Raw genomic sequence first — 24,989 nt, forward strand, 5'->3', positions numbered from 1 at the left:
CCAACGCCCCGGGAGGCGAGATTTTAACGGGCGCGCCCCACCCGCGCACCTGCCGTGGCCAAAGACCGCAACACCGCCTCTGCGAGCCCGTGCGCCACCGCGCGCCAGCGGCACCCCCACCCCATTCAAGCTGACCCAGCCAACCTCACAACAAGCATCACAATGGCGCCCATGAATCAGCCCGTGTTTCACGTGAAACCAAGCCCCCTGCCCCACCCGCCCGATCGGCCTGGGCGCCCCGATTGCCGTCCAGGCTGTGGCGCCTGCTGCACCGCCCCGTCCATTTCCAGCCCTATCCCGGGCATGCCGAAGGGCAAGCCGGCCGGGGTTCGCTGCATCCAGCTCGACCCTCAGGAGCGCTGCCAGATCTTCGGCCACCCGGATCGCCCGGCCGTGTGCGGCCAGTTGCAACCCAGCCATGAGATGTGCCGTGACAGCCGAGAGTCCGCTCTGCAAGGCTTGGCCGAACTCGAAGCATTGACCCGCCCTGGGCCCTGATCAAGCCCCTGGTCTCAACGCCCCAGGCGTTGTCGCAACTCGCGCAGCAGGCGCAAACCCAGCTCGTGCTCATAGCGGCGCACGCTCAGCTCCAGACGCCCCGCCAGCTCGGCCGACACCTCGGTCAGCTCCGCCAACAGGGGCCGCAGCAGTTCATGGGCTTCAAAGCCGGCCTCGATCAAGGCCAGCTCCAGCGCATCCAGCGCCTCGGCGGTCAGCGACGGGCACGACAGCCCTGCCGCCTCAACCAGCGACGGCGAGGCCATGAGGTCGTCCAGAGGCGCCTGCGACCGAGCCACGTCACTCCCTGCCTGGTGCAGCCAGCGGGTCAGGGCGGCATACAGGGCGGGCGGGTCCACCGGCTTGGCCACAAAGTCGTTCATGCCGGCCGCCAGGCAGTTGGATCGCACCTCGGCAAAGGCATTGGCTGTCATGGCCACAATGGGCAAACGGGCGCACCCCGGCAAGGCCCGCAACTGCCGCGTGGCCTCCAGGCCATCCATGCCCGGCATCTGCAGGTCCATCAGCACCAGGTCCGGCAGCACGGGCAAATCGGCACGCACCTGATCCAATGCACGCTGGCCCGACTCGGCGCAGCTCACCCGCAGCCCGACCGAACTCAGCAGCTCGCTGGCCACCTCGCGGTTGATCGGGTTGTCCTCCACCAGCAACACATGCGCGCCGTCAAAGCGGTGCTCGGGCCCCTGCCCGGCCACCCACTGCGCCGGCACGGCCTGCACGGCTTCGCGCACGCGGCTGACCAACAGCAGCAGGCAGTCCAGCAGCGACGAATAGGACACGGGCTTCTCCAGCACCATGGGCACCCCCAGGGTGGCGGCCTCGGCGCGCAGCTGGGCATCGACGCTGGCGCTGACCAGCAGACAGGCCGGCCCCTGCCCCTCGGGGTGGGCTGCACGCAGGGCCCGCACAGTGTCCAGGCCATTCAGGCCAGGCATCAACCAATCCAGCAACACCAAGGTGTAGGGGTCGCCGGCCTGCTCGGCCTGGGCCACCCGGGCCAGTGCCTGCGGACCCGAATCCGCCACATCGGTGCGCAGACCCAACTGGTTCAGCATGTCTGCCAGGGCCTCACGCGCCTCGGGCAGGTCGTCCACCAGCAAAGCGCGCAAACCCGCCAATGGCTGCACCGAGGGCGGGCGGGCCGGGTTTTCGGCTTCTTGCAGCAGCACGGTCACCCAAAAGCAGCTGCCCCGCCCCGGCTCGCTCTCCACCCCGGCATCGCCCCCCATCAGCTGCACCAGGTGGCGTGTGATGGTCAGGCCCAGACCCGTGCCCCCAAAGCGCCGTGTGGTCGAGGCATCGGCCTGCTCGAAGGCGCTGAACATGTGGGGCAGGCGGTCGGCCGGAATGCCGATGCCGGTGTCCCGCACCTCAAAGCGCACCCGCAGCGCGCCCGCCGGGGCCCCGGGCTGCAGCCGGGCCCGCAGCAGCACCAAGCCGCGCTCGGTGAACTTCACCGCATTGCTCAGCAGGTTCAGCAAGGCCTGCGACAGGCGGGTCGGGTCGCCCCGCAGGGTGCGCGGCAGGTGGTCGGTGTCCAGCACCAGCTCCAGGCCTTTCTCGCGGGCTGTCTCCATCACCAGGGCACAGGTGCGCGCCAGCATGGTGTCCAGCGCAAAGTCGATCGACTCCAGGCTCAGCTTGCCGGCCTCGATCTTGGACAGGTCCAGGATGTCATTGATCAAACTCAGCAGGTGGTGGGCCGCATCGTCGATCTTGATCAGGCGCTCGCGCGCCGAGGGGTCGCTCAGATCGCGCCGCAGCAGGTAGGTCAGACCCATGATGGCGTTCATGGGGGTGCGGATCTCATGGCTCATGTTGGCCAGAAAAGCCCCCTTGGCCCGTGCCGCCGACTCGGCCCGGTCGCGCGCGAGCCCCAGCTCTTCATTGAGCTCCAGCAGGCGCTGCTCGGCCTGCTTGGAGCGGGTGATGTCGGTGGCCAGCACGAAAAAGCCACGCACCTCGCCCTCGCGCCAGTCGGGCGTGTAATGCAACAGGGTCACCGCATGCGTGCCGCGGGCACTGAGCTCTTCGCGCTCAAAGCGCTGCGCCTCACCCGCCAGGGCGCCCTGCACCTGACGACCGAAGGTCTGCAGGCGGGCCGGGCCAAAAATTTCTTCCATGCTGCGGCCCGTCACCTGCTCCTCGCGCAGCCCGAACCAATCCAGGTAGCCTTTGTTGACAAAGCGGCAACGCAGATCGCGCCCCCAGTAAGCCACCCGGCCCGGGATGTTGTCGGCCACCAGGCGCAGCAGTTGCTCGGCCTCGCGCAGACCGACCACCAACTCCCGCTGCCGCGCCTCGGCGTCTTTCAGGGCCTGCACATTGGTGGCAAAGAAGTAATAGCCCTGCACCACCCCGTTCTGCCAGTCGGGCAGGCGCTTGACCAGAAAGTGGGCCGACTGCCCGGCCTGCCCGGGCATGTCGTAGTCATCGGTCAGCGTTTCACCTTGCAAAATTCGCTCGATGAAGGGCAACTGGCGCTGGAAGAAGGCCTCGCCCAGCACCTCGCTCACCGTGCGGCCCAGCACCTGCTCGGCACACTGACCGAACCAGTCCAGGTAGGCCTGGTTGGCAAAGCGCAGGCGCAGGCTGCGGTCCCAGTAGGCCACCAGCGCGGGCTGGTTGTCGGTCACGACCTGGGCCCGGGTCTCGCTGGCCAAGCGGGCCTGCACGGCCTGCTCCAGGGCCTGCGTGCGGGCCTCGACCAGCGTAGCCAGGTGCTCACGGTGGCGCGCCAGTTCGGCCGCCACGGCCCGGCTCTCGGTCACATCGGTGAATGACACCAGCACCCCTTGCAAGGCCTGGGTGGCAGGGTCGCGCAGGGGCTCGGCGTTGACGCTCAGCCACAGCATCGAGCCCTGTCCATCCGGGTGGCCCAGCAGGCACTGGTGCACCGCCTGCCCGTCGCGCAGCACCCGGGCCAACGGCAGGTCTTCGGGGGCCAGGATGTGGCCGTCTTCGCGGCGAGCCTGCCAATCCCGCGGGTGGGGAAAGCGCTGCTGCATGTCCTGCAGGGACAGGCCCAGGATGCGTTCCGCCGACGGGTTGCAGGTGCGAATCCGGCCATCGGGTGCGAACACCATCACCCCCTCGGTCAGCGACGACACCATGGTCCGATACACCGATTCGCTGTCGTGCAGGCGCTGCAACAAGCCGCTGCGCGCCCGCTCGGCCCGGTAGATGGCCACGCAAGCCCCCAGCAACAGCAGCAAGGCGGCCAGCAGGCCGGCATCAAAAGCCAGGTTCAGGCGCTGTGACAAGGCTTCGCTGTCCTGTTGCAATTGCCGGTTCACAGCAGCCACCCCGACATCCAGGTGATGCAACATCGTTCGCAGCGACAGGGCCTGCCGGGAATCGGCAGGCAGGCCATTCAAGGCCAGCGCCTGGCGACGGAACTCGGCCAGATCGCGTGGCAATTCAAGCACACCGGCCCGCTCCAGCACCGGCGCCACGGCGGTGGCGGTATAGCCGTTCAGGGCCTCCGTCAGCAGGGCCTCACCGCGCGAGCGCTGCCACGGTGAGGCCTCGTCGCTGGCCAGCATCAGGTGCAAAAAGCCCTGATGCAGATCCTCTCCCGCCTGGGCCAGGGTCTGCATCTGCCGCTGGGCTGCCGCCAGACGCTGTTGCTGGTGCCCATGCAGGCCGGCCATCGACAGGCAGATCAACACCGCGCCCAGCCCGGCCAGCACGACTCGCCGGGGCACCGGGTAGCGGATGGGGGAGCCTGGGAGCGCCATGCATCAATCCAGCAAAACCCCGCCCAAAGACTGGTACTTGGCAACCACCGCGTCCTCGGTATCGGCATGGCGCTCGGCCACAACACAGAAATCGGCAAATCGCTGGGCAAAGGCCGCCGCCACGTCGGGGTCGAAATGGCGCCCGGCCTCGGCCAGGATCATGTCGCGCGCCACCTCGAAGGCAAACGGCGGCTTGTACACCCGGCGCGAGATCAGGGCATCGAACACGTCGGCCAGGGCCATCAGGCGCGCCGCCAGCGGGATCGCCTCGCCGGCCAGGCCGTCGGGGTAACCGCTGCCGTCCCAGCGCTCGTGGTGATGCCGGGCAATCTGCTTGGCGCAGGCCAGAAAATCGATGGGTGGGCCGCCCTCGTCCATCAGGTCCTGCTCCGCCCGCTCGATGGCCTGGGCGCCCAGCAGCGCGTGGGTCTTCATGAGCTGCCATTCCTCGGGCGTGAGCTTGCCGGGCTTGAGCAGCACGTGGTCCGGAATGCCCACTTTGCCGATGTCGTGCAGCGGCGCCGACTTGGCAAAGCGCTCGATGGTGTCGGCATCCAGATCGCGGGCATGGCGTGGATGCAAGGCCAGTTGCGTGGCCAGCAGGCGCATGTAACCCTGGGTGCGCAGCAGGTGGTTGCCGGTCTCGGGGTCGCGGGTTTCGGCCAGCCGGGCCAGGGCGTGGATGCTGATGTGCTGGATGCGCTGGTTCTCGGCCATGCGCCGGGCCACCTCGGCCTCCAGGCTGGCATTGCGGTCGCTGAGCAGGTCCCGGGCACGCTTGAGCTCCAGCTGGGTCTTGACGCGGGCCATCACCACGGGCGGACGCAGCGGCTTGGTGATGTAGTCCAGCGCGCCCAGGGCCAGGCCCTGGGCCTCGTCGGCGGTGTCGTCCATGGCGGTCACGAACAACACCGGGATGTCCTGGGTCTGCGGGTCGGACTGAAGGCGGCGCAACACCTCCAGGCCATCCATGCCGGGCATCATCACGTCCAGAAGAATCAGATCCGGCCGAGGCGCGGAGGCCGCCAGACGCAGGGCCGCCAGGCCCGAGTTCGCCACCCGCACCCGGTAGTGAGCCTGCAAGAGATCGCCCAGCACGGTGAGGTTGTCGGGCAAATCATCGACGACGAGCACCACGGGCCGGGTGTCGCACGGATCGCGCGCTGGCATGAAGGTATCCCCCTGATGGATTTTTCAGGCCATTATGGGCGTCTGCTTATAGTCTGCAAAGCCCTTGTAGCCCTAGCCCCCGATCCATCCAAGCATGGCGCAGATCACGGATTCAGGCCTCCGGCACCACCGCGCCCAGGGGCCGCTGGCGCCAAGCCAGCAAGGCCCCCACCCACAAGGCCAGTGCCGAAAACACCAGGCCACGCACCAGACCGCCGGGCCCGTCGGCAATCCAGCCCACCGCCGTCGGCCCCACGATCTGCCCGGCCGCAAACACGATGGTGAAGGCACTGATGCCGGCCGCCCAGCGCGAGGCCGGCAGGTTGTGGCGCACCAGCGCCGTGGTCGAGGCCACCACCGACAGAAACACCCCGCCAAACATCAGCCCTGACAGCAACAGCGCCGGCCACCAGTGGCTCAGGGCCGGCAACAGGGCGGCCAGCCCCAGCAAGGCATTCAGAAAAGCCAGCGCGCCCCCACCCCGCGCGCGCTCCAGCAAACCAGCCCAGAGCCGCGCCGAGGCCAGCACCGCCCCGCCCAACAGGGCATAGAACAGGGTGATGCGTTCAGGCGCCACGCCCTGCTCACGCAACAAGGCCACCACAAAAGTCATGTAGCCGATGTAGCCCACGCCAAAGGCCGTGTAGCCGGCCAGGGCCGGCCACAGCGGTCGCAGGTCAAAGCCCCGCCCCGTGTTGCCCACGGAGGCCGGCGGCAGCAAGGCCGCCAGGCGCCGTGCCGGCCACCACAGCGCCGCACTGGCCAGCAGGCTGGCCGCGGCCAGCGCCCACCAGGCCCAGCGCCAGGCATGGGCCTCATGCACGGCCTGCTGCAAGGCCTCGGGCACCAGCCAGGCCGACAGCGCGATGCCCCAGCCGGTGCCGCCGTAATACAGGCCCAGCAACCAGCCCGAACGCCCGGGCTGCAAGGCCCCCAGGCGGGCGGCCATCAGGCCGCCTGCGATGAACACCAGCGCACTGGCCGCACCGGCCAGCAGGCGCTGGACCAGCAAGGGCCCCGCCTCGGTGAAAAACCCGCTGCAGGCCATGAACAGACTGGCCAGCACCGCACCGCCCAGCAACACCCGTTCGGGCCCCTGGCGACGCAGCAGCCAGGGCGTGGCCAGCGCCCCGATCAGGTAGCCCAGGGCATTGGCCGTGTTCATGGCGCCGGCCAGCGCATACGACCAGCCCAGGTCCTCGCGCATGGTGGGCAGCAGCAGACCGTAGGCAAAGCGGGTGATGCCCAGCGAAACTGCCGCCCCCAGCGACAGCGCCAGGGCCAGCAAGGTGGCGGGCAGGGCCGCGGGAGCGCTCAGGGTGGAACGCGGCATGGGTGTTGTCTCCGGCTATTTGTTATGACGCCACTGTAAGCGCGCCAGCGGCTCACTGCAGGAACGGCACCGGGTCGCGGGGGTGACCCACCGGACCGGTGTCAGGGCCGGCTCTGGCATAAAACGCATGATCTTGCGCAAGCAAGCCCATTGCGGGGGCGCTACGCTGTGCCCACTGTTTTGCGCCCCTCCCGTCCCGACCCTTTTTCAGGAACACCATGAGCTCTCTGTTCGAACCCGTCCAGGCCGGCAGCCTGAAACTCGCCAACCGCATCGCCATGGCACCGCTCACGCGCAACCGCGCCCCGGGCGCCGTGCCGGCAGCCATCACGGCCACCTACTACGCCCAGCGGGCCAGCGCCGGTCTGCTGATCACCGAGGCCACCGCCATCAGCCACCAGGGCCAGGGCTATGCCGACGTGCCCGGCCTGTATGGCGAGGACCAGATCGAGGGCTGGAAGAAGGTCACGGCGGCCGTGCACGCGCAGGGCGGCCAGATCGTGGTGCAGCTGTGGCATGTGGGCCGCGTCTCGCACACCGACCTGCAGCCCGGCAACGCCGCCCCGGTGGCGCCATCGGCCATCCGCGCCAACACCAAGACCGTGCTGATCAAGGACGGCGTGCCCGGCTTTGTCGAAACCTCCACCCCGCGCGCCCTCGAACTGGGCGAGCTGCCCGGCATCATCGAGGACTACCGACGCGCCGCCCGCGCCGCCATCACGGCGGGCTTTGACGGGGTCGAGATCCATGCCGCCAACGGCTACCTGATCGACCAGTTCCTCAAGACCGGCAGCAACCACCGCAGCGACGCCTATGGCGGCTCGATCGAGAACCGCGCCCGCCTGCTGCTCGAAGTGGTGGCCGCCATCAGCGCGGAGATCGGTGGCGACAAGACCGGCATCCGCCTGTCGCCGGTCACGCCGGCCAACGACGTGATCGATGCCGACCCGCAGCCCTTGTTCGAGTACGTGCTGCGCCAACTCGCCCCTTGCGGCCTGGCCTATGTGCACGTGATCGAAGGTGCCACCGGCGGTGCGCGCACCCTGCCCGACCGGCCCTTCGACTACACCGCCGCCAAGGCCGCCTACCGCAACGCGGGTGGCCAGGGCGCCTGGATGGTGAACAACGGCTACACCCGTGAGCTGGCCGATGCGGCCGTGGCCGCTGGCGCCGACATCGTGGCCTTTGGCCGCCCCTTCATCGCCAACCCCGACCTGGTGGAGCGCCTGCGCCGCAATGGGCCCTTCAACGAAGGCCACCGCGCCACCTATTACGGCGGCGGCGAGGCCGGCTACCTCGACTACCCCACGCTCTGATCCAGCGCCAGCCGCCGGTCCGGCCCCCGGCCCGGGCTAACATCGGGCCCGCACCCACCAGAGCCCCGCGAGAGCCCCATGAGAATCCTGCTGATTGAAGACGACCCCCAGCTGAGCGAGGCCCTGGTCAGCTTTCTGCGCGCCAAGGGCTTCGTGGTCGACACGGCCGGCACGCTGGCCCAGGCCCGCGCCACCTTGCCGGCGGCGCACTGGGGCGCGGTGCTGCTGGACTTGCACCTGCCCGACGGCGACGGGCTTGGCCTGTTGCCCCTGCTGCAACGCCAACATGCCGACAGCAGCGTCATCGTGCTGACGGCCCGTGACCAGATCACCGACCGCATCCGGGGCCTGGATGCCGGGGCCGATGACTACCTGGTCAAACCGTTCGACCCGGAAGAACTGCTGGCCCGGCTTCGCGCGGTTGAGCGCCGCCGTGGCGGCGCCAGCGGCCAGGGCGCCACCCTCACCCTGGGCGCCCTGAGCGTGGACCTGGCGCGCGACCGCGTGCGCGTCAACGGCCAGCCGGTGGAACTCACGGCCAAGGAATGGGCGCTGCTGCGTGTGATGGCCAGCCGCCCTGAACGCATCCACAGCCGCGAAAGCCTGCTCGATGCCCTGTACGGCTTTGACGACGACACCGACAGCAACACCCTGGAGGTGTTCATCAGCAACCTGCGTCGCAAGATCGGCCGCGAGCGCATCCAGACCCTGCGCGGCCTGGGCTACCGCCTGGCCGGCGACCCGGCCTGAAACCCATGCCCACCCCGGCCCGCCCCCCCACCAGCCTGTCGGCCCGACTGAGCCGCAGCCTGGTGCTGTGGGTGTGTGCGCTGTGGCTGATGACGGCGGTCGGCACCACCTGGTACGTGCGCACCGAGGTCAACGATGTGTACGACAGCGCCCTCAGCGAAAGCGCCTGGCGCCTGCTCGACCTGGTCAGCCACGAGATCGATGAACACGGCGCCAGCCCGGTGCTGGGCGAGGCACCGCCGCCGCGCTCGAGCAGCTTTCCGCTGCACCTGGCACCGCACCACCTGATCTACCAGATCACCAGCCCCGAAGGGCGCCTGCTGCTGCGCTCTGCCGACGCGCCCACCGAGGTGCTGGCCCCCGAGGTGCGCTACGGCTTTTCCGAGCAGGGCCCGTGGCGCGTGTTCAGCCTGACCCACCCGACCCGCCAGGCCCGCATCCATGTGGCCGACGCACTGCAGCACCGCCAGCACACCCAGATCGATGTCGTGCTGTCGCTGCTGCTGCCTTTGCTGGGCCTGCTGCCTTTTCTGGCCCTGCTGATCCGCCACATCACCCAGCGCGAACTGGCCAGCGTGGGCGCACTGGCCGATCAGATCCGCGAGCGCAGCGACCGCAACCTGAGCCCGCTGTCCAGCGCCGGCCTGCCCGCCGAACTGACCGTGATCACCGAGCGCAGCAACCACCTGCTGCAGCGCCTGTCGGGGGCCCTGGACACCGAGCGCGCCCTGGCGGCCAACGCCGCCCACGAGCTGCGCACCCCGCTGGCCACCACCCGGCTGCGCCTGCAAGGGGTGCAGGCCCTGCTCGGCCAGGAACCCACCGAGGTGGTGCAGCGCGAACTGCAGCATGCCCTGGACTCGCTGGCCCAACTGAGCCGGCGCACCGAGAAGCTGCTGCAGATGTCGCGCGCCGAATCAGGCGCCGCCCTGGCCCGCGAGCGTGTGCCCCTGACCCGCCTGGCCGCCGCCGTGGCGCAGGAGTTCTGGGCCGACCCGGCCCTGCTCAACCGGCTGCAACTGCAGTTGCCCGAACACGGCGAACCCGAGGCCCTGGGCGACTTCGACGCCCTGGCCATCGCCCTGCGCAACCTGCTTGAGAACGCCGCCCGCCATGCGCCCCAAGGCCCCATCGTGCTGGGCGTGCACCTGCCGGCCCAACTCAGTGTGAGCGACTGCGGCCCGGGCATTCCGCCCGAGCGCCAGGCCGACCTGCTGCAGCGCCACCAGCAAGAAGGCACGCCATCGCGCAGCACCCCGCAACCCGGCTACGGCCTGGGCCTGTCCATCGTCAGCACCATCATCGAACGCCAGGGTGGCCGGCTGAGTCTGCAGTCGCCCGCCCCCGGGCACACCGATGCTGCCCACCCGGGCCTGTGCGTGACCCTGGCGTTGCGGCCTGCCCAGGGGGCTTGACCGCTTCAAAACGGGGCCTCCGCCGGAGGGCTCCAGCCTTTCATTCATGAAACATTAAGGTGCAGGCCCTAGGCTCGGAAGCTCGCTCCAGAATATGCCCATGAACCTCCGCCACTCCTTCCTGCGGGCCACCCAGCCCGCTCTGCGAACCCTGCGCTCGCGGCACACCCTGGCTGCCGGCCTCACCCTGGGCCTGTTGGCGGGGGTGCCGTCTCAGGCCGCAGAACTGCTCAAGCTCAGCCCGGCCCAGGCCGAGGCCGCCCAACTGCGCACCCAGCCCGCCCAGACGGCCAGCGCCGCCAACACCGGCGCCAACCTGGTGTTGCAAGGCACGGTGATGCTGCCCAGCCAGGCCACCGACCTGGTCAGCGCCCCGGTGGCTGGCGTGGTCCAGGCCGTGTTGGTCAGCCCCGGCCAGAGCGTGCGCGCCGGCACGCCAGTGGCCCGACTGCTCAGCCCGCAACTGGTGGAATGGCAGCGCGACTGGCTGCAGGCCGACACCCAGGCCCAGTTGGCGCGCGAACGCCTGCAACGTGACGAGCAACTGTTTGCCGAGGGCATCATCGCCGAGCAACGCCTGCGCGAAACCCGCGGCCAGGCCCGCATGGCCCAGGTCACGCTGGACGAGCGCAGCCAGGCGCTGCGCCTGGCCGGCGTGTCGGCCCAGCAACTCAAACACCCGGCACTCGACGCCAGCCTCACCCTGGTGGCCCCCGCCAGCGGTACCGTGCTGGAACTCTCGGCCACCCCGGGCCAGCGCCTGGACGCCGGCATGCCGGTGGCCAAGCTCGCGCGCGCCGGCCTGCTCAGCATCGAGGTGCAGGCCAGCCAGCAGCAACTGGGCTGGCTCAAGGTGGGTGACGCCCTGAAGGTCGACGGCTGCAAGACCCCGGCCCGCCTGGCCGCCATCACGCCCCAGGTCAGCAGCGCCAGTCAGGCCGCACTGTTGCGTGCCGATTTCAGCGGCAGCGAGAACTGCCTGCGCGTGAACCAGTTCGTGCAACTGCACGCGGCTGCGACGCTGCCGGCCAGCGGCGCCATCAGCGTGCCCACCGCCGCCCTGGTGCAGCATGAAGGCCAGCCCCATGTGTTCGTGAAACGGGCCCAGGGCTACGAACCCGTGGCCGTGCGCACCGGCGCTGCCGGGGGCACGCAGATCACCGTGCTCAGCGGCCTGAAGGCCGGCGACGAAGTGGTGGTGCAAGGCACCGCAGCCCTGAAGGGCCTGTGGCAGGGGCTGGGCCTTGAAGGTGCACCGGCAGAAGCGCCCACCACCCCGACCAAGGCCAAATGATGCTGGCCCGTCTGATTGCCCTGGCGCTGTCGCAGCGCCTGTTCACCCTGGTACTGACCCTGGGCCTGATCGGCGCCGGCCTGCTGGCCCTGCGTGACCTGCCGATCGACGCCTTTCCGGATGTGTCGAGCACCCAGGTCAAGATCATCCTGAAAGCCCCCGGCATGACGCCGGCCGAGGTCGAGTCCCGCATCGTGGCCCCGCTCGAACAAGAGCTGCTGGGCATTCCCAAGCAAGTCATGCTGCGCTCCAGCAGCAAGTACGCGATTGCCGACATCACCCTCGACTTTGCCGATGGCACCGACATCTACTGGGCGCGCCAGCAGGTCAGTGAACGGCTGAACGGCGTGATGGGCGAACTGCCCCCGGGCATCGGTGGCGGACTGGCCCCCATCACCACCCCGCTGGGCGAGATGTTCATGTTCACGCTGGAGGGCGAGGCCAGCCTGGCCGAGCGCCGCATCGTGCTGGACACCCTGATCCGCCCACGCCTGCGTGGCATCAACGGCGTGGCCGATGTCAACTCGCTGGGCGGCATGGTGCAGACCTTCGAGGTGGTGCCCGACATGGCGGCCCTGTCGGCCCGCCACATCGCGCTGAGCCAGTTGCAAACCGCCCTGGAGGGCAACAACCGCAACGACGGCGCGGGCCGCCTGCAGGCCGGCGAAGAATCACTGCTGGTGCGCAGCGAGGGCAGCATCCGCAGCCTGGACGATGTGCGCGCCATCGCCATCACGGCGCGTGACGGCCAGTCGGTGCGCGTCGGCGACCTGGCCACCGTGCGCCTGGGCGAGCTGGCCCGCTACGGTGCCGTGACACGCAACGGCACCGGCGAAACCGTGCAGGGCCTGGTGCTGGGCCTGCGCGGCGCCAATGCCCGCCAGCTGGTGCGCGAGGTGCGCGCCACCCTGGATGCCCTGGGCCCCACCCTGCCACCGGGCATCACCATCGTGCCCTTCTACGACCGTGGCCAACTGGTCGATCGTGCCGTGGGCACCGTCACCAAGGCCCTGGGCGAAGCCATCGTGCTGGTGCTGATCCTGCTGCTGCTGTTCCTGGGCAACCTGCGCGCCGCGCTGGTGGTGGCCCTGATCCTGCCGCTGTCGGCCCTGGCCACCTTTGTGCTGATGCAGCAGTGGGGCCTGTCGGCCAACCTGATGTCGCTGGGCGGCCTGGCGATCGCCATCGGCATGCTGGTGGATGCCGCGGTGGTGGTGGTCGAGAACATCGAGGCTCGCCAGAGCAGCCTGCATGGGCCGGCCCTGGCCCTGCCCAACCGGCACCATGTCTACCGTGCCACCGTCGAGGTCGCGCAGCCGGTGGGCGCGGGCGTGGCCATCATCATGATCGTGTTCCTGCCCCTGCTCACGCTGCAGGGCCTGGAGGGCAAGCTGTTCAGCCCTGTGGCCCTGACCATCGTGTTCGCGCTGGGGGCCTCCCTGCTGCTGTCGCTGACCGTGATCCCGGCACTGGCCTCGTGGCTGCTGCGCCTGCCCCAGCCCGGGCACAAACCCCACCAGGCCCCCTGGCTGGTGCGGCGACTGGAGGCGCTCTACACCCCGATGCTCGACTGGGCACTGGGCCACGGCAAGAGCGTGGTGCTGGGCTCGGTGCTGGCCCTGGCTGGCGCGCTGGCGGTGTTTCCGCTGCTGGGCAAATCGTTCATGCCTTCGCTCGATGAGGGTGACGTGATCCTGCAGATCGAAAAGCTGCCGTCGATCTCGCTGGACTCGTCGAGTGCCACCGACCTGGAGCTGCAGCGCCGCGTCCTGAAGGCCGTGCCCGAGGTCTCGGGCATCGTGGCCCGGGTGGGTGCCGACGAACTGGGCCTGGACCCCATGGGCTTCAACGACACCGACACCTTCCTGGTGCTCAAGCCCCGCGACAGCTGGCGCTTTGCCAGCAAGGACGCGCTGATCGATGCCCTGCGCGAAGCGGTGGCTCCGGTGCCCGGCATCAACCTCAGCTTCACCCAGCCCATCGAGATGCGCACCTCCGAGATGCTGTCAGGTGTGCGCGGTGATCTGGCCATCAAGGTGTTCGGCCCCGACCCACAGGAGCTGGCCCGCCTGGCCACGCAGGTGGTGCAGGTGGTGCAGGGCGTGCCCGGCAGCGAAGACGTGATCACCGCGCAGAACGAGGGCGTGCAGTACCTCAGCGTGGCCATCGACCGGGCCGCCGTGGGCCGCCTGGGCCTGTCCGTCGAGCAGGTGCAGAACGATCTGCGCGCCCTGCTCGAAGGTCGGCGCAGCGGCACCGTGGTGCAGGGCATCCGGCGCGTGCCGTTGATGATCCGCGGCAGCGATGCGCTGCGCATGGCCCCCGAGCAGTTTGCCCAGCTGCGCCTGCCCCTGCCCGACGGCGCCTCGGTGCCCCTGAGCCAGGTGGCCGACATCCGCGTGGTGGATGGCCCGGTGAAGATCGACCGCGAAAAATCCATGCGCATGTCCGTGGTGCGCGCCAATGTGCGTGACCGTGATCTGGTCGGCTTTGTGGACGACGCCAAGGCCGCGGTGGCACGCGAGGTCAAGCTGCCCCCCGGCTACCTGCTGGCCTGGGGTGGCCAGTTCGAGAACCAGCAACGCGCGGCGGCCCGCCTGAGCGTGGTGGTGCCGGTGGCCCTGGCCCTGATCCTGCTGGTGCTGTTCGCCACCCTGGGCCAATTGCGCCAGGCCCTGCTGGTGTTTGCCAACATCCCCTTTGCCCTGGTCGGTGGTGTGTATGCCCTCGGCGCTACCGGTGAGTATCTTTCGGTGCCGGCCTCGGTGGGCTTCATCGCGCTGATGGGCATTGCCGTGCTCAACGGCCTGGTGCTGGTGACCTGCTTCAACCAGCTCGCCGAACGCCACCTGCCGATCGACGAGGTGGTGCGCCAGGGTTGCCTGCGCCGCCTGCGCCCCGTGCTCATGACCGCCAGCATCACCGGCCTGGGCCTGGTGCCCCTGCTGCTGGCCACCGGACCGGGCTCGGAGATCCAGCGCCCCCTGGCCATCGTGGTCATGGGCGGGCTGTTCAGCGCCACGGTGCTGACCCTGTTCCTGCTGCCACTGCTGTACCGTCACTTTCACCGGCCCTCGCGCCAGGCCCCCGCATGAGCCCTGAAACCCTTTCTGCCCCCCTGCTGACAGCACCCTCTTCCGTGCCGATGTGCCTGCTGACGCTGTCGCTGCCCCAGGCCCTGGAGGAAACCCTGCTCGACGCCTTGCAGGCCCTGCCCGAACACCCCGGCCCCTACACCGTGCTGCAAGGCCACAGCCTGGGCGCCGGCGTGGACCTGCCCAGTGCCATGGAGCAGGTGAAGGGCCGGGCCCGGCGCACCCTGGTGCTGACCGTGCTGGCCGCGAGCACGGTGCCGGCCCTGATCCAGGCCTTGCAGGCCAGCGTGCCCCACCCCGACATCAGTTGGTGGACTGCACCGCTGTTGCAACACGGGAGGCTGGCATGACACGCGCATCCATCAGCCCCCCACGCCTGCTGGTGCTGGCCCTGTGTACCGCACTGAGCCTGCCGGCCTTCGCCGACACGCCGCCAGGCCCGGCCCACACCGACCCCGCCGCCACGCTGGAGCGGGTGCCCCTGCCCTGGGCTGGCCGACTGCAGAACGTGCTGCCCCCCGAAGAGCGCGTGCGCGCCATGCTGCTGCGCCAGCCCATGGTGCAGGCGGCGCGCGCCAACGTCGATGCCGCCGCCGGGCGGCAGGCCCGGCTGAACGCCGGCCCGCACGAGTGGACGTTCAAGGCCGGCGTGCAGCAACGCCGTGAAATGCCTGGGCCGCGCTACCGCGAAACCGAACTGGCCCTGGAACGCGGCCTGCGCCTACCGGCCAAACTCGATGCCGATCAGGCCCTGGGCCGCAATGAGGCCGAGGTCGGGATGCTGGCGTTTGAAGACACCTGGCACGAATCTGCCCGCGCCCTGCTCAAGGCCTGGTTCGACGCGCTGCGCGAAGCCCGCACCCTGCAGGTCCTGCGCGAGCAGGTGGCCCTGGCCGAGCAACAACGCTTGGTGGCACAGCGGCGCCTGCAAGCGGGCGAGGCCGCCCGGCTGGAGCTGCTGCAGGCCGAGGCCGATGTGGGCCGGGCCCAGGCCGCAGCCCAGCAATCGGGCACCCGGCTGCGCGCCCTTCAAGCCGACCTGCGCTTGCGCTACCCCGATGTGCAAGCCGGGCTGGAGCCGACCTCCAGCGGTCTGCCCGCGCCTGCCGGGCTGGCTGAGACCGCCCAGCAGTGGGTAGAGCGGGTGCTCTCCGACAACCACGAGCTGGAACTGGCCGAAGCCCAGGCGCGCCACGCCGAACTGGTGGCCCGCCGGGCCGGGCTGGACCGGCAGGGCGACCCGGTGCTGGGCGTGCGCGCCTCGCGCGAGCGCGGCGGCCAGGAGCAGGTGCTGGGCGTGTATGTGTCGCTGCCCTGGGGCGGCGCCGGGCGCCGGGCCGACGAGCAGACCGCCCTGGCCCTGGCCGAGATGGCCCGCCAGAAGGTGGACGAGGTGCGCCAGCGCGTGGGCTCGGAAGCCTGGCGCGTGGCCATCAATGCGGTGGAAGGTGAAGCCAGCTGGCAGGCACTGGAGGCCGCCTGGCAACGCATGGACCAGAGCGCCCGCCTGGCCGGGCGGGCCTACAGCCTGGGTGAATTGCCGCTGGGCGACGCCCTGCAGGCCCGCCGGCTGGCCCTGGAGGCCCGGCTGAATGCCGACGCGGCCCGACTGGACATCCTGGAAAGCCAGAGCCGCCTGCTGCTGGACGCCCACCAGATGTGGACGCCGCCCGGGCACGGCGGTTGAGTCAGGGCTTGTGGACAGGCCCTGACCGGGCGTTCAGCCCAGGCCCACCGGGCTGGGCGCCCGCATCACGATGCGGGTGAACAGTCGGTCGTAGGCCGGGTCGCGAAGGCTGGGGTTGACCAGCGGGTCGGCATTGCTCAGGAAGGCCTCGTCCAGGGCCTTCCAGTCGCCCTCGTCGAGCACCTTGCGGGCTTCGGGAATGATCACGGTCTCTTCAAGCCGCATGTGATCGAGGTAAAAATCGATGTAGCGGCGCAACTCATCTTCGAAGCGCTTGCGGCGGCCGTCGCCCATCAGCTCCCAGGCCAGCAGCAGGTGCTGCAGCTCGCGCACCGCGGTCTCGCCCTTCATGTGGTCGCGCTCCAGTTGCTCGACCACCGTCATCACATGCGGCGAATGCCGCGCCACCCGCGGAAACAGCAGGTCCGACTCTTTCGGGTGGTGCAGGCGTTCGGGGAATTCATCGATGTAGAACAGCATCGCCCGCATGACGTCAAAGAAGCTTTCTGGCTCGTCACCCGGCCCCCGGTCGAGCATCATCAGCATGGAGCGCAGCATGGCCGCCAGCGCCGTGTGTTCTTCCTGGATGACCTTGATGCATTCTTGTGCCATGGTGTGCCCCGGGGTGTCTGTGAGAAGAGCACGAGCGTGCCACGCCGCCCGGCGCAAGTCCCTGACCCAGATCAAGTGCCGCGCCTCAAAGCGAGGCGCCAGGCTCGATCAACAGTTCCGGGGGCAGCACGATGCCCGCCTTCAGGCCTTGCCCGTCCGGGCCCCGGCCCAGCTCGAAGCGCGCGCCCAGCAACTGCGCATAGCGCGACACGATGGCCATGCCCAGGCCCACGCCTTCGCCCATCCATTCGCGCTCCTCGCCCTGCACCCAACGCTGCAGGATCCGTTCGCGCTCGGCCCCCGGGATGCCGGGGCCGTTGTCGATCACCGACAGGTGCACCCCGTCGGCCTGGCGCTGCAACTCGACGGTGATGCTGCCACCCTCGCCCGAGGCCGGTCGCCCATAGCGCAGGGCGTTGTCCAGCAGGTTGTTGAGAATGCCTTCCAGCAGCGTAGGGTGGCCCATCACGCGCAGCGGCTCATCCAGCCCGCGCCCGCCCAGGTCGATGCCGGCGGCATCGGCACGCGGCAGCAGGCGCAACACCGCATCGCGTACCAGCTCATCGAGGGCCACCGGCACGGCCTGCATCTGGGTGCGGGCCTCGTCGGCCAGGGCCAGGGCCAGCAATTGATCGACCAGGTGGCTGGCACGCGCCTCGCTGCCCACGATGCGCTGCAACTGCATGCGCCAGGCCTCGGGCTCGCGCTGGGCCAGGCCATATTCGGCCAGAGCCCGGATGCCGGCCAGCGGGGTGCGCAGCTCATGCGCCACGTTGCCGGCAAACTCACGCTGGGCCTGCACGCCGCGGGCCACCCGGGCCAGCAGGGCATTGAGCGAATCCTCCAGCAGGTGCACGTCGCGGGTGTTGGCCTGCACCTGCAAAGGCGTCAGGTCCTGGGCGTTGCGCTGGCCCAGGGCCTGCTGCAGGCGGGCCAGGGGCTGCAACTCGGTGCGGATGGCGCGCCCCAGCCAGGCCGCCAGCAGCACCAACAGCAGCACCTCAGGGATCACCGAGTACAGCAGCAGGTTGCGCAGCAGTGCGCTGCGGCTCTGCGTGGTCTGGGCCATGATGACCTCGAAGGCCAGCGGCTCGGATCGGCGCAGGCGCACCGCCCGCAGCGGCTTGCCCTGGTAGTAGATGTCGGCAAAGCCATACACGGCTTCGTCGGTGTCGGAGATCGGCGGCATGTTGAGCCCCGAGTGCCCGGCCAGCAGGCTGCCGTCGGGCCGGCGTACCGCAAAGTACACGCTCTCAACCTGGTCGAACAGCACCGCCCGCACCTCGCGCGAAGACAGCATCAGCTCCAGACCGGCATCGTTGGCGCGCACATTGCTGGCCACCGAATACGCGTCATCCAGCAAAGACCGGTCGTAGGCCGCCTGGGTGAAATGGCGCGCCAGCGAGATCGAGACCACGGCCCCGGCCAGCCAGGTCAGGCCCAGGGGCAGCAACACATGGCGCAGCAGCCGCGAGCGCAGAGAAGGCAGGGCCAGGGTGGCCGCCCCGGCGGCGCCCGTCATGCCTCGGCCTCCAGCAGGTAGCCCAGGCCGCGCAGGGTGCGGATGCTGGCACCGCTGCCCACCAGCTTTTTGCGCAGCCGCGAGATGAAGGCCTCCAGGGCGTTGTCGGCCAGGGCTTCGTCAAAGCCCGACAGCTTGTCAGCCAGGGTGCGTTTGCTGACCACCCGGCCCGGTGGGGTCATCAGCTCCCACAGCACCTCGAACTCGCGCGCGGGCAGCTCGAACCAGTCGCCCTGCAGGCTCAGGCGGCGCGCCTTGCGGTCCAGCGTCAGGGTGCCCACGGTGGTGATGTCCTGGGTGCCCTGGCTGCGCCGCACCAGGGCCCGCAAGCGGGCCTCGACCTCGGCCAGGTCAAAGGGCTTGCCCAGGTAGTCGTCGGCCCCGGCATCCAGGCCGGCGATGCGCTCCTCGGTGCGGTCGCGGGCCGTCAGCACCAGCACCGGCACCTGGTCCCCGCGGGCCCGGGCGGCCCGCAGCAGGGTCAGGCCGCTGCCCAGGCCCTGGCCCACCTGGCCCACGGGCAGGTTCAGATCGAGCAGCACCGCATCAAACAGCTGGATGCGCCAGAAATGGTCGGCCTCACCCAGTGTGGCGGCCTCATCCACCCGGTGGCCCGCCTCACTCAGGCTGCGCACCATCACGTCCCGGAGCACGGCGTCGTCTTCAATCACCAGAATTCGCATGCTTGTCATTCCTGAATGGCAGGATGCAAGCCTACCCCGATTCGCCCACCTTGCCTGCGCCAAGGTGTTCGGCGGCACGAGGCAAACGCCGTCCCCCCGGTTGACCGGTCTGCCCAAGGCCATTGGCGCTCCGTGAACCTGGGGAAAACACCCAAAAGTCAGGTCCTGGTCAGGTTCAGGTCAGGGACCATGAGGCATAAGCTGTAACGATGAGCATCCGACAGATTTCCATGGCCGTGACGCTGGCCTGTGCCTGCGTCACGGCCGCGCTGGCCCAGACGGCCGCGCCCACCCCCTCCGTGCTGCGCCTGGAGCAGGTGTTGCAGGGGGCCCGCAACAACCTTGACGTGCAGTTCTCCAACGAGCTGGCAGCGGCGGCGCGGGCCGACATCGTCAGCGCCGACCACGCCCCGCTGCCGGTGCTGACCACCAAGGCCAGCCAGATGGACCTGCAGCATGGGTTGGGCAGCGGCAGCGTGCTCAATGAGAAGCGCATCGACAAAAGCGTCGGCCTGGACTGGACCTGGGAACGCGGCAACAAGCGGGCCTTGCGCACGCTGTCGGCGCAACGTGCGGCGGATGCGGCCCAGGCCGATGTGGACGACACCCGGGTGCTGCAACTGCAAGCCGGGCTGACTGGCTTCTACGATCTGTTGGCGGCCCAGGAGCGGCTGGCCGAAGTGCGCGCCATCAGCCAGAGCGCCAGCCAGCTGGCCGGCACCGCGGCCCAGCGCGTGCGCGCCGGCGACCTGGCAGCCCAGGATGCCGCCCGCACCGAGATCGAGGCCCAGCGCGCCCAGGGTGATGTGCGCCTGGCCGAGCTGGAGCGCCAACGTGCCGGCGCGGCCCTGAGCCAGGTGCTGGGCCGCAGCACGGCCACCGCGCTGGAAGTAGCCCCCGACTGGCCGGCCCTGACCCCACCGGACACCGGCACCGACCTGGCGGCCGTGGTCGATGCCCGCGCCGATGTGCGCGCCGCCCAGGCCCGCGTGGATGCCGCGCAGTCCGCGCTGGACAACGCCCAGGCACTGACCCGCAGCGACATCACCGTGGGGGCCTCGCTGGACCACTACCCCGGCACCTCGACCCGCCTGCTGGAGCTGCGCCTGCAGATGCCGCTGCAGACCCACTACGCCTACCAGGGCGAGATCGCCCGCGCCCTGGCGGGCCTGAACCAGGCCCGCACCCTGCTCGAACGCGTGCGCCTGAACGCCTTGCTGGAGCTGCAAAGCCTGCAGCAAAGCCTGCTGGGCACCCTGGCCCAGGCCCGCAGCTACGAGACCGAGATCCTGCCGCGCGCGCGCCAGGTGGCGGCCGGCGCCGAGCTGGCCTACAGCAAAGGTGCCATCCCGCTGGTGGATCTGCTCGATGCTCGCCGGACGCTGCGTGCCACCCTGATCGAAGCCGTCAACGCGCGCGCCGAGCACGCCCGTGCCCAAGGCCTGTGGCTGTTGCGCACCCAACCCCAGCGCCTGCTGGCCAACCCCTGATTCACACGGCCCCCTTTCACGGCGCCCCAACCCACTTCTGCCTACCCCATGCGCAAGCTCCCACTCCATCGCCTCTGCACCCTCGCTGTTCTGACCAGCGCGCTGCTGTCGGCCTGCGGCCCAGCCCCCACGCCCAATGCCGCCCCGCAACCCGCCACCCCCATCGTGCAGGGCCAGCAGTTGCGCTTTCCGGCCGGTCACCTCCAACTGGCCCTGCTGCCCACCCAGGCCGCCCGGCCCGCCCAGGACATCACGGTCGAACTGCCCGCGCGCATGGTCTGGAATGAAGAACGCACCCAGCGCATCTACCCCGCCTTTGCCGGCCGGGTCACCCGCATCGATGCCGACGTGGGCCAACGCGTGCAGCCCGGCTCGGCCCTGGCCCATCTGGCTTCGCCCGATTTCGGCCAGGCCCAGGCCGACACCGCGCGCGCCCAGGTCGATGCCCGCCTGATGAACCAGGCCGTGCAGCGCCAGCGCGAACTGTTTGCCGCCGGCATCATTGCGCGCAAGGATCTGGAGCAAAGCGAGGCTGACGCCTCGCGCGCCCAGGCCGAAGTGGCCCGCGCCCAGGCCCGCACCGCCCTGTATGGCGGCTCGGCCCAGGTCAACCAGCAGCTCAGCCTGAGCAGCGGCATCGCCGGTGTGGTGGTGGAGCGCAACCTCAACCCCGGCCAGGAACTGCGGCCCGACCAATCGGGGCCCGGCGTACCGGCCCTGTTCGTGGTCAGCGACCCAGCCTCGCTGTGGGTGCAGATCGATGCCCGCGAGATCGACACCGGCATCCTCAAGCCCGGTGCCAGCTTCGAGCTGGAAGTGGCGGCCTACCCAGGCACCCTGTTCCAGGGCAAGGTGCTGGCAGCGTCCGATTTCATCGACCCCAGCACCCGCACCATCAAGGTCCGTGGCCTGGTGGCCAATGCCGACCGGCGCCTGAAAGCCGAGATGCTGGCCACCGCCCGCGTGCACCAGACCTTCAGCAGCGGTGTGGTCGTACCCGCGGCCGCCATCACCCTCAATGGCACCCACCATGCGGTGTTCGTGCAGACCCAACCCGGGGTGTTCGAGCCGCGTGACGTCACCCTGGTGCACCAGGGGCCCAAAGAGGTCGTGGTGAGCAAGGGCCTGCAGGCCGGCGAGTTGGTGGTGTCGGACAACGCCCTGCTGCTGGCACGCCAGTTCCACGTGGCCCAGGAAGACTCGATCGGCCGCAGCGACAGCCCGAAGAGCGCCCCCGCCACTGAAGGCAAAGAGAGCACCGGCAAAGGGAACGCCCCATGAGACGCCTGATCCAGTACGCGCTCTACCAACCGCTGTTCATCGTCCTGGGCACCCTGCTGTTTGCCCTGGCCGGGGTGATCGCCTTCAAGAACCTGTCGGTCGAGGCCTTTCCCGACGTCACCGACACCCAGGTCACGGTGATCACGCTGTTCCCGGGGCGGGCCGCCGAAGAGGTGGAAAAGCAGGTCACGCTGCCGATCGAGGTGGCCCTGTCGGGGCTGCCGAATTCGATCCGTGTCTTCTCGCACACCCAGTTCGGGCTGAGCTTCATGGTCGTCACCTACGACGACAAGGCCGATGTGAACCTGGTGCGCCAGCAGGTCAGTGAGCGCCTGCGCGGCGTGGACCTGCCCGCCGGCGTCGAGGCCGAGATCGCGCCCAACGCCACCCCCGTGGGTGAAATCATGCGCTATCGCCTGCGCGGCGACGGGCTGAGCACCACCGACCTGCGCACCCTGGAAGACTGGGTGGCCGAACGTGCGCTGCGCCAGGTGCCCGGCGTGGCCGATGTGGTGGCGATGGGCGGCTCGATCAAGCAGTACGAGGTGCAACCCGACCTGGACAAGCTGCGCGCCTACCGCCTCAACTTCCAGAACCTGCTCGATGCCCTGGGGCGTGGCAACTCGAACGCGGGCGGCAGCTATGTGGCCCAGGGGGCTCAGCAGTACACCATCCGCGGCCTGGGCCTGCTCAAGTCGTCGGAAGACATCGGCCGCATCGTGGTGGCCGCACGCAACGGCACCCCGATCCTGATCCGCGACATCGCGCAAGTGAAGATCGGCGCCGTGCCCCGTCTGGGCGTGGTCGGCCAGGACCTGGACGACGACGTGGTGACCGGCATCGTGATCATGCGCAAGGGCGAGAACCCGAGCGTGGTGCTCAAGGGTGTGAAAGACAAGATCGCCGAGCTCAATGAGCGAGGTCTGCCCCCGGGCGTGAAGATCGAGCCCTTCTACGACCGCACCTGGCTGATGGACAAGACCCTCACCACGGTGTTCCGCAACCTGGTCGAGGGCGCGGTGCTGGTGTCGCTGGTGCTCTACATCTTCCTGTCCAACCTGCGCGCCAGCCTGGCCGTGGTGGTGGTGATCCCGCTGGCCCTGTTGGCCACCTTCATGGGCCTGAAGATCATGGGCGTGCCGGCCAACCTGCTGAGCCTGGGGGCCATGGACTTCGGCATCATCGTCGACGGCGCCGTCATCGTGATCGAGAACATCCTGCACCGGCTGGCGCAGAACCGCGAGGACATGCCCGATTCGGAGCGCAAGCAGACCATCATCGACGCGGCCAACGAAGTGGGCCGCCCCACGCTGTTCTCGATGCTGATCATCATTGCCGCGCACATCCCCATCTTTGCGCTGCAGCGCCACGAAGGCCGCATCTTCCAGCCCATGGCCTTGTCGGTGACCACGGCCCTGATCGGCTCGCTGGTGTTCTCGCTCACCCTGGTGCCGCTGCTGGCCTACTGGATGCTGCGCCGCAAACTGCCCCACCACGACAACCGCGTGGTGACCGCCGCCAAGGGCTTGTATGAGCCCGTGCTGGGCTGGGCGCTGAACCACCGCCGCAAGGTGCTGGGCATTGCCGTGGCGGCCTTCGCCATGTCGGGCGTGGTGGCCTCGCGCCTGGGCTCGGAGTTCCTGCCTGAGTTGAACGAAGGCACCACCTGGATCAACTTCGCACTGTCACCCAACGTGTCGACCGAAGAGGCGGCCCGCATCCTGCGCATGGCACGCAAGGCCTTGCTGACCGTGCCCGAGGTGCGCACCACCGTGTCCAAGGCCGGCCAGCCCGAAGACGGCACCGACCCCAAGACCATCAGCATGGCCGAGATCTTTGTGGACTTGAAGCCCGAGCACGAATGGCGTGCCGGCATGACGCACGACAAGATCATTGACGAGATGGACCACGCCCTGTCGGCCATCCCCAGCATCGACCCGGCCTTCTCGCAGCCGATCCGCGACAACGTGCTCGAATCGATCTCCCAGATCAAGGGGCAGATCGTGATCAAGCTCGCGGGTGACGACCTGGCCGAGATGCGCCGCATCACCGAAGCCATCACGCGTGAGGTCAAGCAGGTGCAGGGGGTGTCGCGGGCCGAGATCGACCGCGACGGCCAGGTGCCGCAGTTGTTGATCGACATCGACCGCGACCGGGCCGCCCGCTACGGCCTCAACGTGGGCGACATCCAGGACGTGATCGAGGCCGCCCTGGCCGGCAAGGCCGCCACCAGCCTGTGGGAAGGCGAGCGCAAGTTTGCCGTGGCCGTGCGCCTGCCCGCCGAAGACCGCCTGGTGGCCAAGCTGGAACGCACCCCCATCCCCACGGCCGACGGTGGCTATGTGCAACTGGGTGCGGTGACGCACATCACCGAAACCAGCGGCGCCATGAACATCGCCCGTGAGGCCGGCCGGCGCACCACCGCCATCGGCATCTTCATCAAGGACCGCGACATGGGCTCGGTGGTGGCCGACATGAAGGCCCGGGTCGCCAAGATCGACATCCCGGCCGGCTATGTGGTGAACTGGTCGGGTGAGTTCGAAAACCAGGAACGCGCCATGAAGCGCCTGTCCGTGGTGGTACCGATTTCGCTGCTGCTGATCTTTGTGCTGCTGTTCGATGCCTTCAAGTCCTTCAAGATGGCCTCGCTGATCCTGCTCAACGTGCCTTTGGCCCTGGTGGGCGGGTTTGTGGCACTTTGGATCTTCGGCATCCCGTTGTCGGTGTCAGCGGCCATCGGCTTCATTGCCCTGAGCGGCCAGGCCGTGCTCAACGGGGTGGTGATGCTCTCGGTGTTCCAGCAGTTGCGCAAGGCCGGCCACACGGTGTACGAAGCGGCCCGCATCGGTTCCATGCAACGCCTGCGCACCGTGCTCATGACGGCCATGCTGGCCGCCCTGGGCCTGCTGCCCATGGCACTGTCGCGTGAGATCGGCTCCGAAACCCAGCGCCCGCTGGCCATCGTGGTCATCGGCGGCCTGGTCACGGCCACCCTGCTCACCCTGGTCGTGCTGCCCTCGCTGTACGTGTCGTGGTTCTCGCGGGCCAAGAACGCCAAGACCAGCGAAGGTGCCTCCTGAAG

The 24,989-nt window shown here is 69.3% G+C and carries 17 protein-coding genes; 11 read left to right on the forward strand and 6 right to left on the reverse strand.

Features of this window, described 5'->3' with window-relative positions; genetic code table 11:
• The first annotated feature begins 171 nt into the window (after positions 1–171).
• The gene (locus AC07VS_RS09655; protein ID WP_494750843.1) at positions 172–498 is read left to right on the forward strand and encodes a YkgJ family cysteine cluster protein; all 327 of its coding nucleotides are present in this window, start codon (positions 172–174) and stop codon (positions 496–498) included.
• A 14-nt stretch (positions 499–512) separates the two neighbouring features.
• Here AC07VS_RS09655 and AC07VS_RS09660 read toward each other — a convergent pair whose 3' ends face one another.
• From AC07VS_RS09660 to AC07VS_RS09670, 3 genes are all read right to left on the reverse strand, one after another.
• The gene (locus AC07VS_RS09660) at positions 513–4,259 is read right to left on the reverse strand and encodes a PAS domain-containing hybrid sensor histidine kinase/response regulator (protein ID WP_494750844.1); all 3,747 of its coding nucleotides are present in this window, start codon (positions 4,257–4,259) and stop codon (positions 513–515) included.
• Between the two features lie 3 nt (positions 4,260–4,262).
• Positions 4,263–5,429: an HD domain-containing phosphohydrolase gene (locus AC07VS_RS09665; RefSeq protein ID WP_494655887.1), complete on the reverse strand. Its 1,167-nt coding sequence runs from the start codon at positions 5,427–5,429 to the stop codon at positions 4,263–4,265.
• 112 nt (positions 5,430–5,541) lie between these two features.
• Positions 5,542–6,762, reverse strand: coding sequence for a YbfB/YjiJ family MFS transporter (locus tag AC07VS_RS09670; RefSeq protein WP_492349492.1), 1,221 nt, complete (start codon positions 6,760–6,762; stop codon positions 5,542–5,544).
• A gap of 218 nt (positions 6,763–6,980) precedes the next feature.
• On the opposite strand from AC07VS_RS09670, the gene AC07VS_RS09675 reads away from it, so the two are divergent.
• From AC07VS_RS09675 to AC07VS_RS09705, 7 genes are all read left to right on the forward strand, one after another.
• Complete coding sequence (locus AC07VS_RS09675; RefSeq protein WP_492349491.1) at positions 6,981–8,078, forward strand: alkene reductase; 1,098 nt, start codon at positions 6,981–6,983, stop codon at positions 8,076–8,078.
• 78 nt (positions 8,079–8,156) lie between these two features.
• Positions 8,157–8,828: a response regulator gene (locus tag AC07VS_RS09680; RefSeq protein ID WP_494655886.1), complete on the forward strand. Its 672-nt coding sequence runs from the start codon at positions 8,157–8,159 to the stop codon at positions 8,826–8,828.
• 5 nt (positions 8,829–8,833) lie between these two features.
• Complete coding sequence (locus AC07VS_RS09685; protein ID WP_492349489.1) at positions 8,834–10,243, forward strand: sensor histidine kinase; 1,410 nt, start codon at positions 8,834–8,836, stop codon at positions 10,241–10,243.
• Positions 10,244–10,343: 100 nt separating this feature from the next.
• Positions 10,344–11,537: an efflux RND transporter periplasmic adaptor subunit gene (locus AC07VS_RS09690; protein WP_492349488.1), complete on the forward strand. Its 1,194-nt coding sequence runs from the start codon at positions 10,344–10,346 to the stop codon at positions 11,535–11,537.
• A complete protein-coding gene (locus AC07VS_RS09695; protein ID WP_494750845.1) occupies positions 11,537–14,632 on the forward strand; it encodes an efflux RND transporter permease subunit in 3,096 nt (1,031 codons plus the stop codon). Before AC07VS_RS09690 ends, AC07VS_RS09695 begins: the two co-directional genes overlap by 1 nt.
• Positions 14,629–14,982: a DUF3240 family protein gene (locus tag AC07VS_RS09700; protein WP_492349486.1), complete on the forward strand. Its 354-nt coding sequence runs from the start codon at positions 14,629–14,631 to the stop codon at positions 14,980–14,982. Before AC07VS_RS09695 ends, AC07VS_RS09700 begins: the two co-directional genes overlap by 4 nt.
• Entirely contained in the window at positions 14,979–16,319 is a 1,341-nt protein-coding gene (locus tag AC07VS_RS09705; RefSeq protein WP_494750846.1) for a TolC family protein, read from the forward strand. The genes AC07VS_RS09700 and AC07VS_RS09705 overlap by 4 nt, the downstream gene beginning before the upstream one ends.
• Before the next feature lie 33 nt (positions 16,320–16,352).
• On the opposite strand, the gene AC07VS_RS09710 is transcribed toward AC07VS_RS09705, so the two are convergent.
• The 3 genes from AC07VS_RS09710 to AC07VS_RS09720 all read right to left on the reverse strand — a co-directional run bounded on the left by AC07VS_RS09710 (position 16,353) and on the right by AC07VS_RS09720 (position 19,136).
• Positions 16,353–16,931 (reverse strand): hemerythrin domain-containing protein, encoded by a 579-nt coding sequence (locus AC07VS_RS09710; RefSeq protein WP_027474890.1) that lies wholly within the window; start codon positions 16,929–16,931, stop codon positions 16,353–16,355.
• Positions 16,932–17,016: 85 nt separating this feature from the next.
• A complete protein-coding gene (locus AC07VS_RS09715) occupies positions 17,017–18,453 on the reverse strand; it encodes a sensor histidine kinase (protein WP_492349484.1) in 1,437 nt (478 codons plus the stop codon).
• A complete protein-coding gene (locus AC07VS_RS09720; protein WP_492349483.1) occupies positions 18,450–19,136 on the reverse strand; it encodes a response regulator transcription factor in 687 nt (228 codons plus the stop codon). Before AC07VS_RS09720 ends, AC07VS_RS09715 begins: the two co-directional genes overlap by 4 nt.
• Before the next feature lie 209 nt (positions 19,137–19,345).
• Between AC07VS_RS09720 and AC07VS_RS09725 the strand changes: the two genes are divergently transcribed.
• From AC07VS_RS09725 to AC07VS_RS09735, 3 genes are read left to right on the forward strand one after another with little or no spacing between them, the layout of a single operon-like run.
• Positions 19,346–20,626 (forward strand): TolC family protein, encoded by a 1,281-nt coding sequence (locus AC07VS_RS09725; RefSeq protein ID WP_494750847.1) that lies wholly within the window; start codon positions 19,346–19,348, stop codon positions 20,624–20,626.
• A gap of 48 nt (positions 20,627–20,674) precedes the next feature.
• Positions 20,675–21,907, forward strand: a complete 1,233-nt coding sequence (locus AC07VS_RS09730) for an efflux RND transporter periplasmic adaptor subunit (RefSeq protein ID WP_494750848.1) — start codon at positions 20,675–20,677, stop codon at positions 21,905–21,907.
• The gene (locus AC07VS_RS09735) at positions 21,904–24,987 is read left to right on the forward strand and encodes an efflux RND transporter permease subunit (protein WP_492349480.1); all 3,084 of its coding nucleotides are present in this window, start codon (positions 21,904–21,906) and stop codon (positions 24,985–24,987) included. Before AC07VS_RS09730 ends, AC07VS_RS09735 begins: the two co-directional genes overlap by 4 nt.
• Positions 24,988–24,989: the final 2 nt, after the last annotated feature.

This window comes from Curvibacter sp. GW821-FHT01G03 (assembly GCF_059422285.1).

Excerpts from the sequence above, each read along its gene's own strand:
- AC07VS_RS09675 (WP_492349491.1), top strand. The coding sequence starts at position 6,981 with ATGAGCTCTCTGTTCGAACCCGTCCAGGCCGGCAGCCTGAAACTCGCC.
- AC07VS_RS09725 (WP_494750847.1), top strand. The coding sequence starts at position 19,346 with ATGAGCATCCGACAGATTTCCATGGCCGTGACGCTGGCCTGTGCCTGC.
- AC07VS_RS09720 (WP_492349483.1), bottom strand. The coding sequence starts at position 19,136 with ATGCGAATTCTGGTGATTGAAGACGACGCCGTGCTCCGGGACGTGATG.
- AC07VS_RS09705 (WP_494750846.1), top strand. The coding sequence starts at position 14,979 with ATGACACGCGCATCCATCAGCCCCCCACGCCTGCTGGTGCTGGCCCTG.
- AC07VS_RS09670 (WP_492349492.1), bottom strand. The coding sequence starts at position 6,762 with ATGCCGCGTTCCACCCTGAGCGCTCCCGCGGCCCTGCCCGCCACCTTG.
- AC07VS_RS09735 (WP_492349480.1), top strand. The coding sequence starts at position 21,904 with ATGAGACGCCTGATCCAGTACGCGCTCTACCAACCGCTGTTCATCGTC.
- AC07VS_RS09680 (WP_494655886.1), top strand. The coding sequence starts at position 8,157 with ATGAGAATCCTGCTGATTGAAGACGACCCCCAGCTGAGCGAGGCCCTG.
- AC07VS_RS09715 (WP_492349484.1), bottom strand. The coding sequence starts at position 18,453 with ATGACGGGCGCCGCCGGGGCGGCCACCCTGGCCCTGCCTTCTCTGCGC.
- AC07VS_RS09655 (WP_494750843.1), top strand. The coding sequence starts at position 172 with ATGAATCAGCCCGTGTTTCACGTGAAACCAAGCCCCCTGCCCCACCCG.
- AC07VS_RS09690 (WP_492349488.1), top strand. The coding sequence starts at position 10,344 with ATGAACCTCCGCCACTCCTTCCTGCGGGCCACCCAGCCCGCTCTGCGA.
- AC07VS_RS09700 (WP_492349486.1), top strand. The coding sequence starts at position 14,629 with ATGAGCCCTGAAACCCTTTCTGCCCCCCTGCTGACAGCACCCTCTTCC.
- AC07VS_RS09710 (WP_027474890.1), bottom strand. The coding sequence starts at position 16,931 with ATGGCACAAGAATGCATCAAGGTCATCCAGGAAGAACACACGGCGCTG.
- AC07VS_RS09660 (WP_494750844.1), bottom strand. The coding sequence starts at position 4,259 with ATGGCGCTCCCAGGCTCCCCCATCCGCTACCCGGTGCCCCGGCGAGTC.
- AC07VS_RS09695 (WP_494750845.1), top strand. The coding sequence starts at position 11,537 with ATGCTGGCCCGTCTGATTGCCCTGGCGCTGTCGCAGCGCCTGTTCACC.
- AC07VS_RS09685 (WP_492349489.1), top strand. The coding sequence starts at position 8,834 with ATGCCCACCCCGGCCCGCCCCCCCACCAGCCTGTCGGCCCGACTGAGC.
- AC07VS_RS09665 (WP_494655887.1), bottom strand. The coding sequence starts at position 5,429 with ATGCCAGCGCGCGATCCGTGCGACACCCGGCCCGTGGTGCTCGTCGTC.
- AC07VS_RS09730 (WP_494750848.1), top strand. The coding sequence starts at position 20,675 with ATGCGCAAGCTCCCACTCCATCGCCTCTGCACCCTCGCTGTTCTGACC.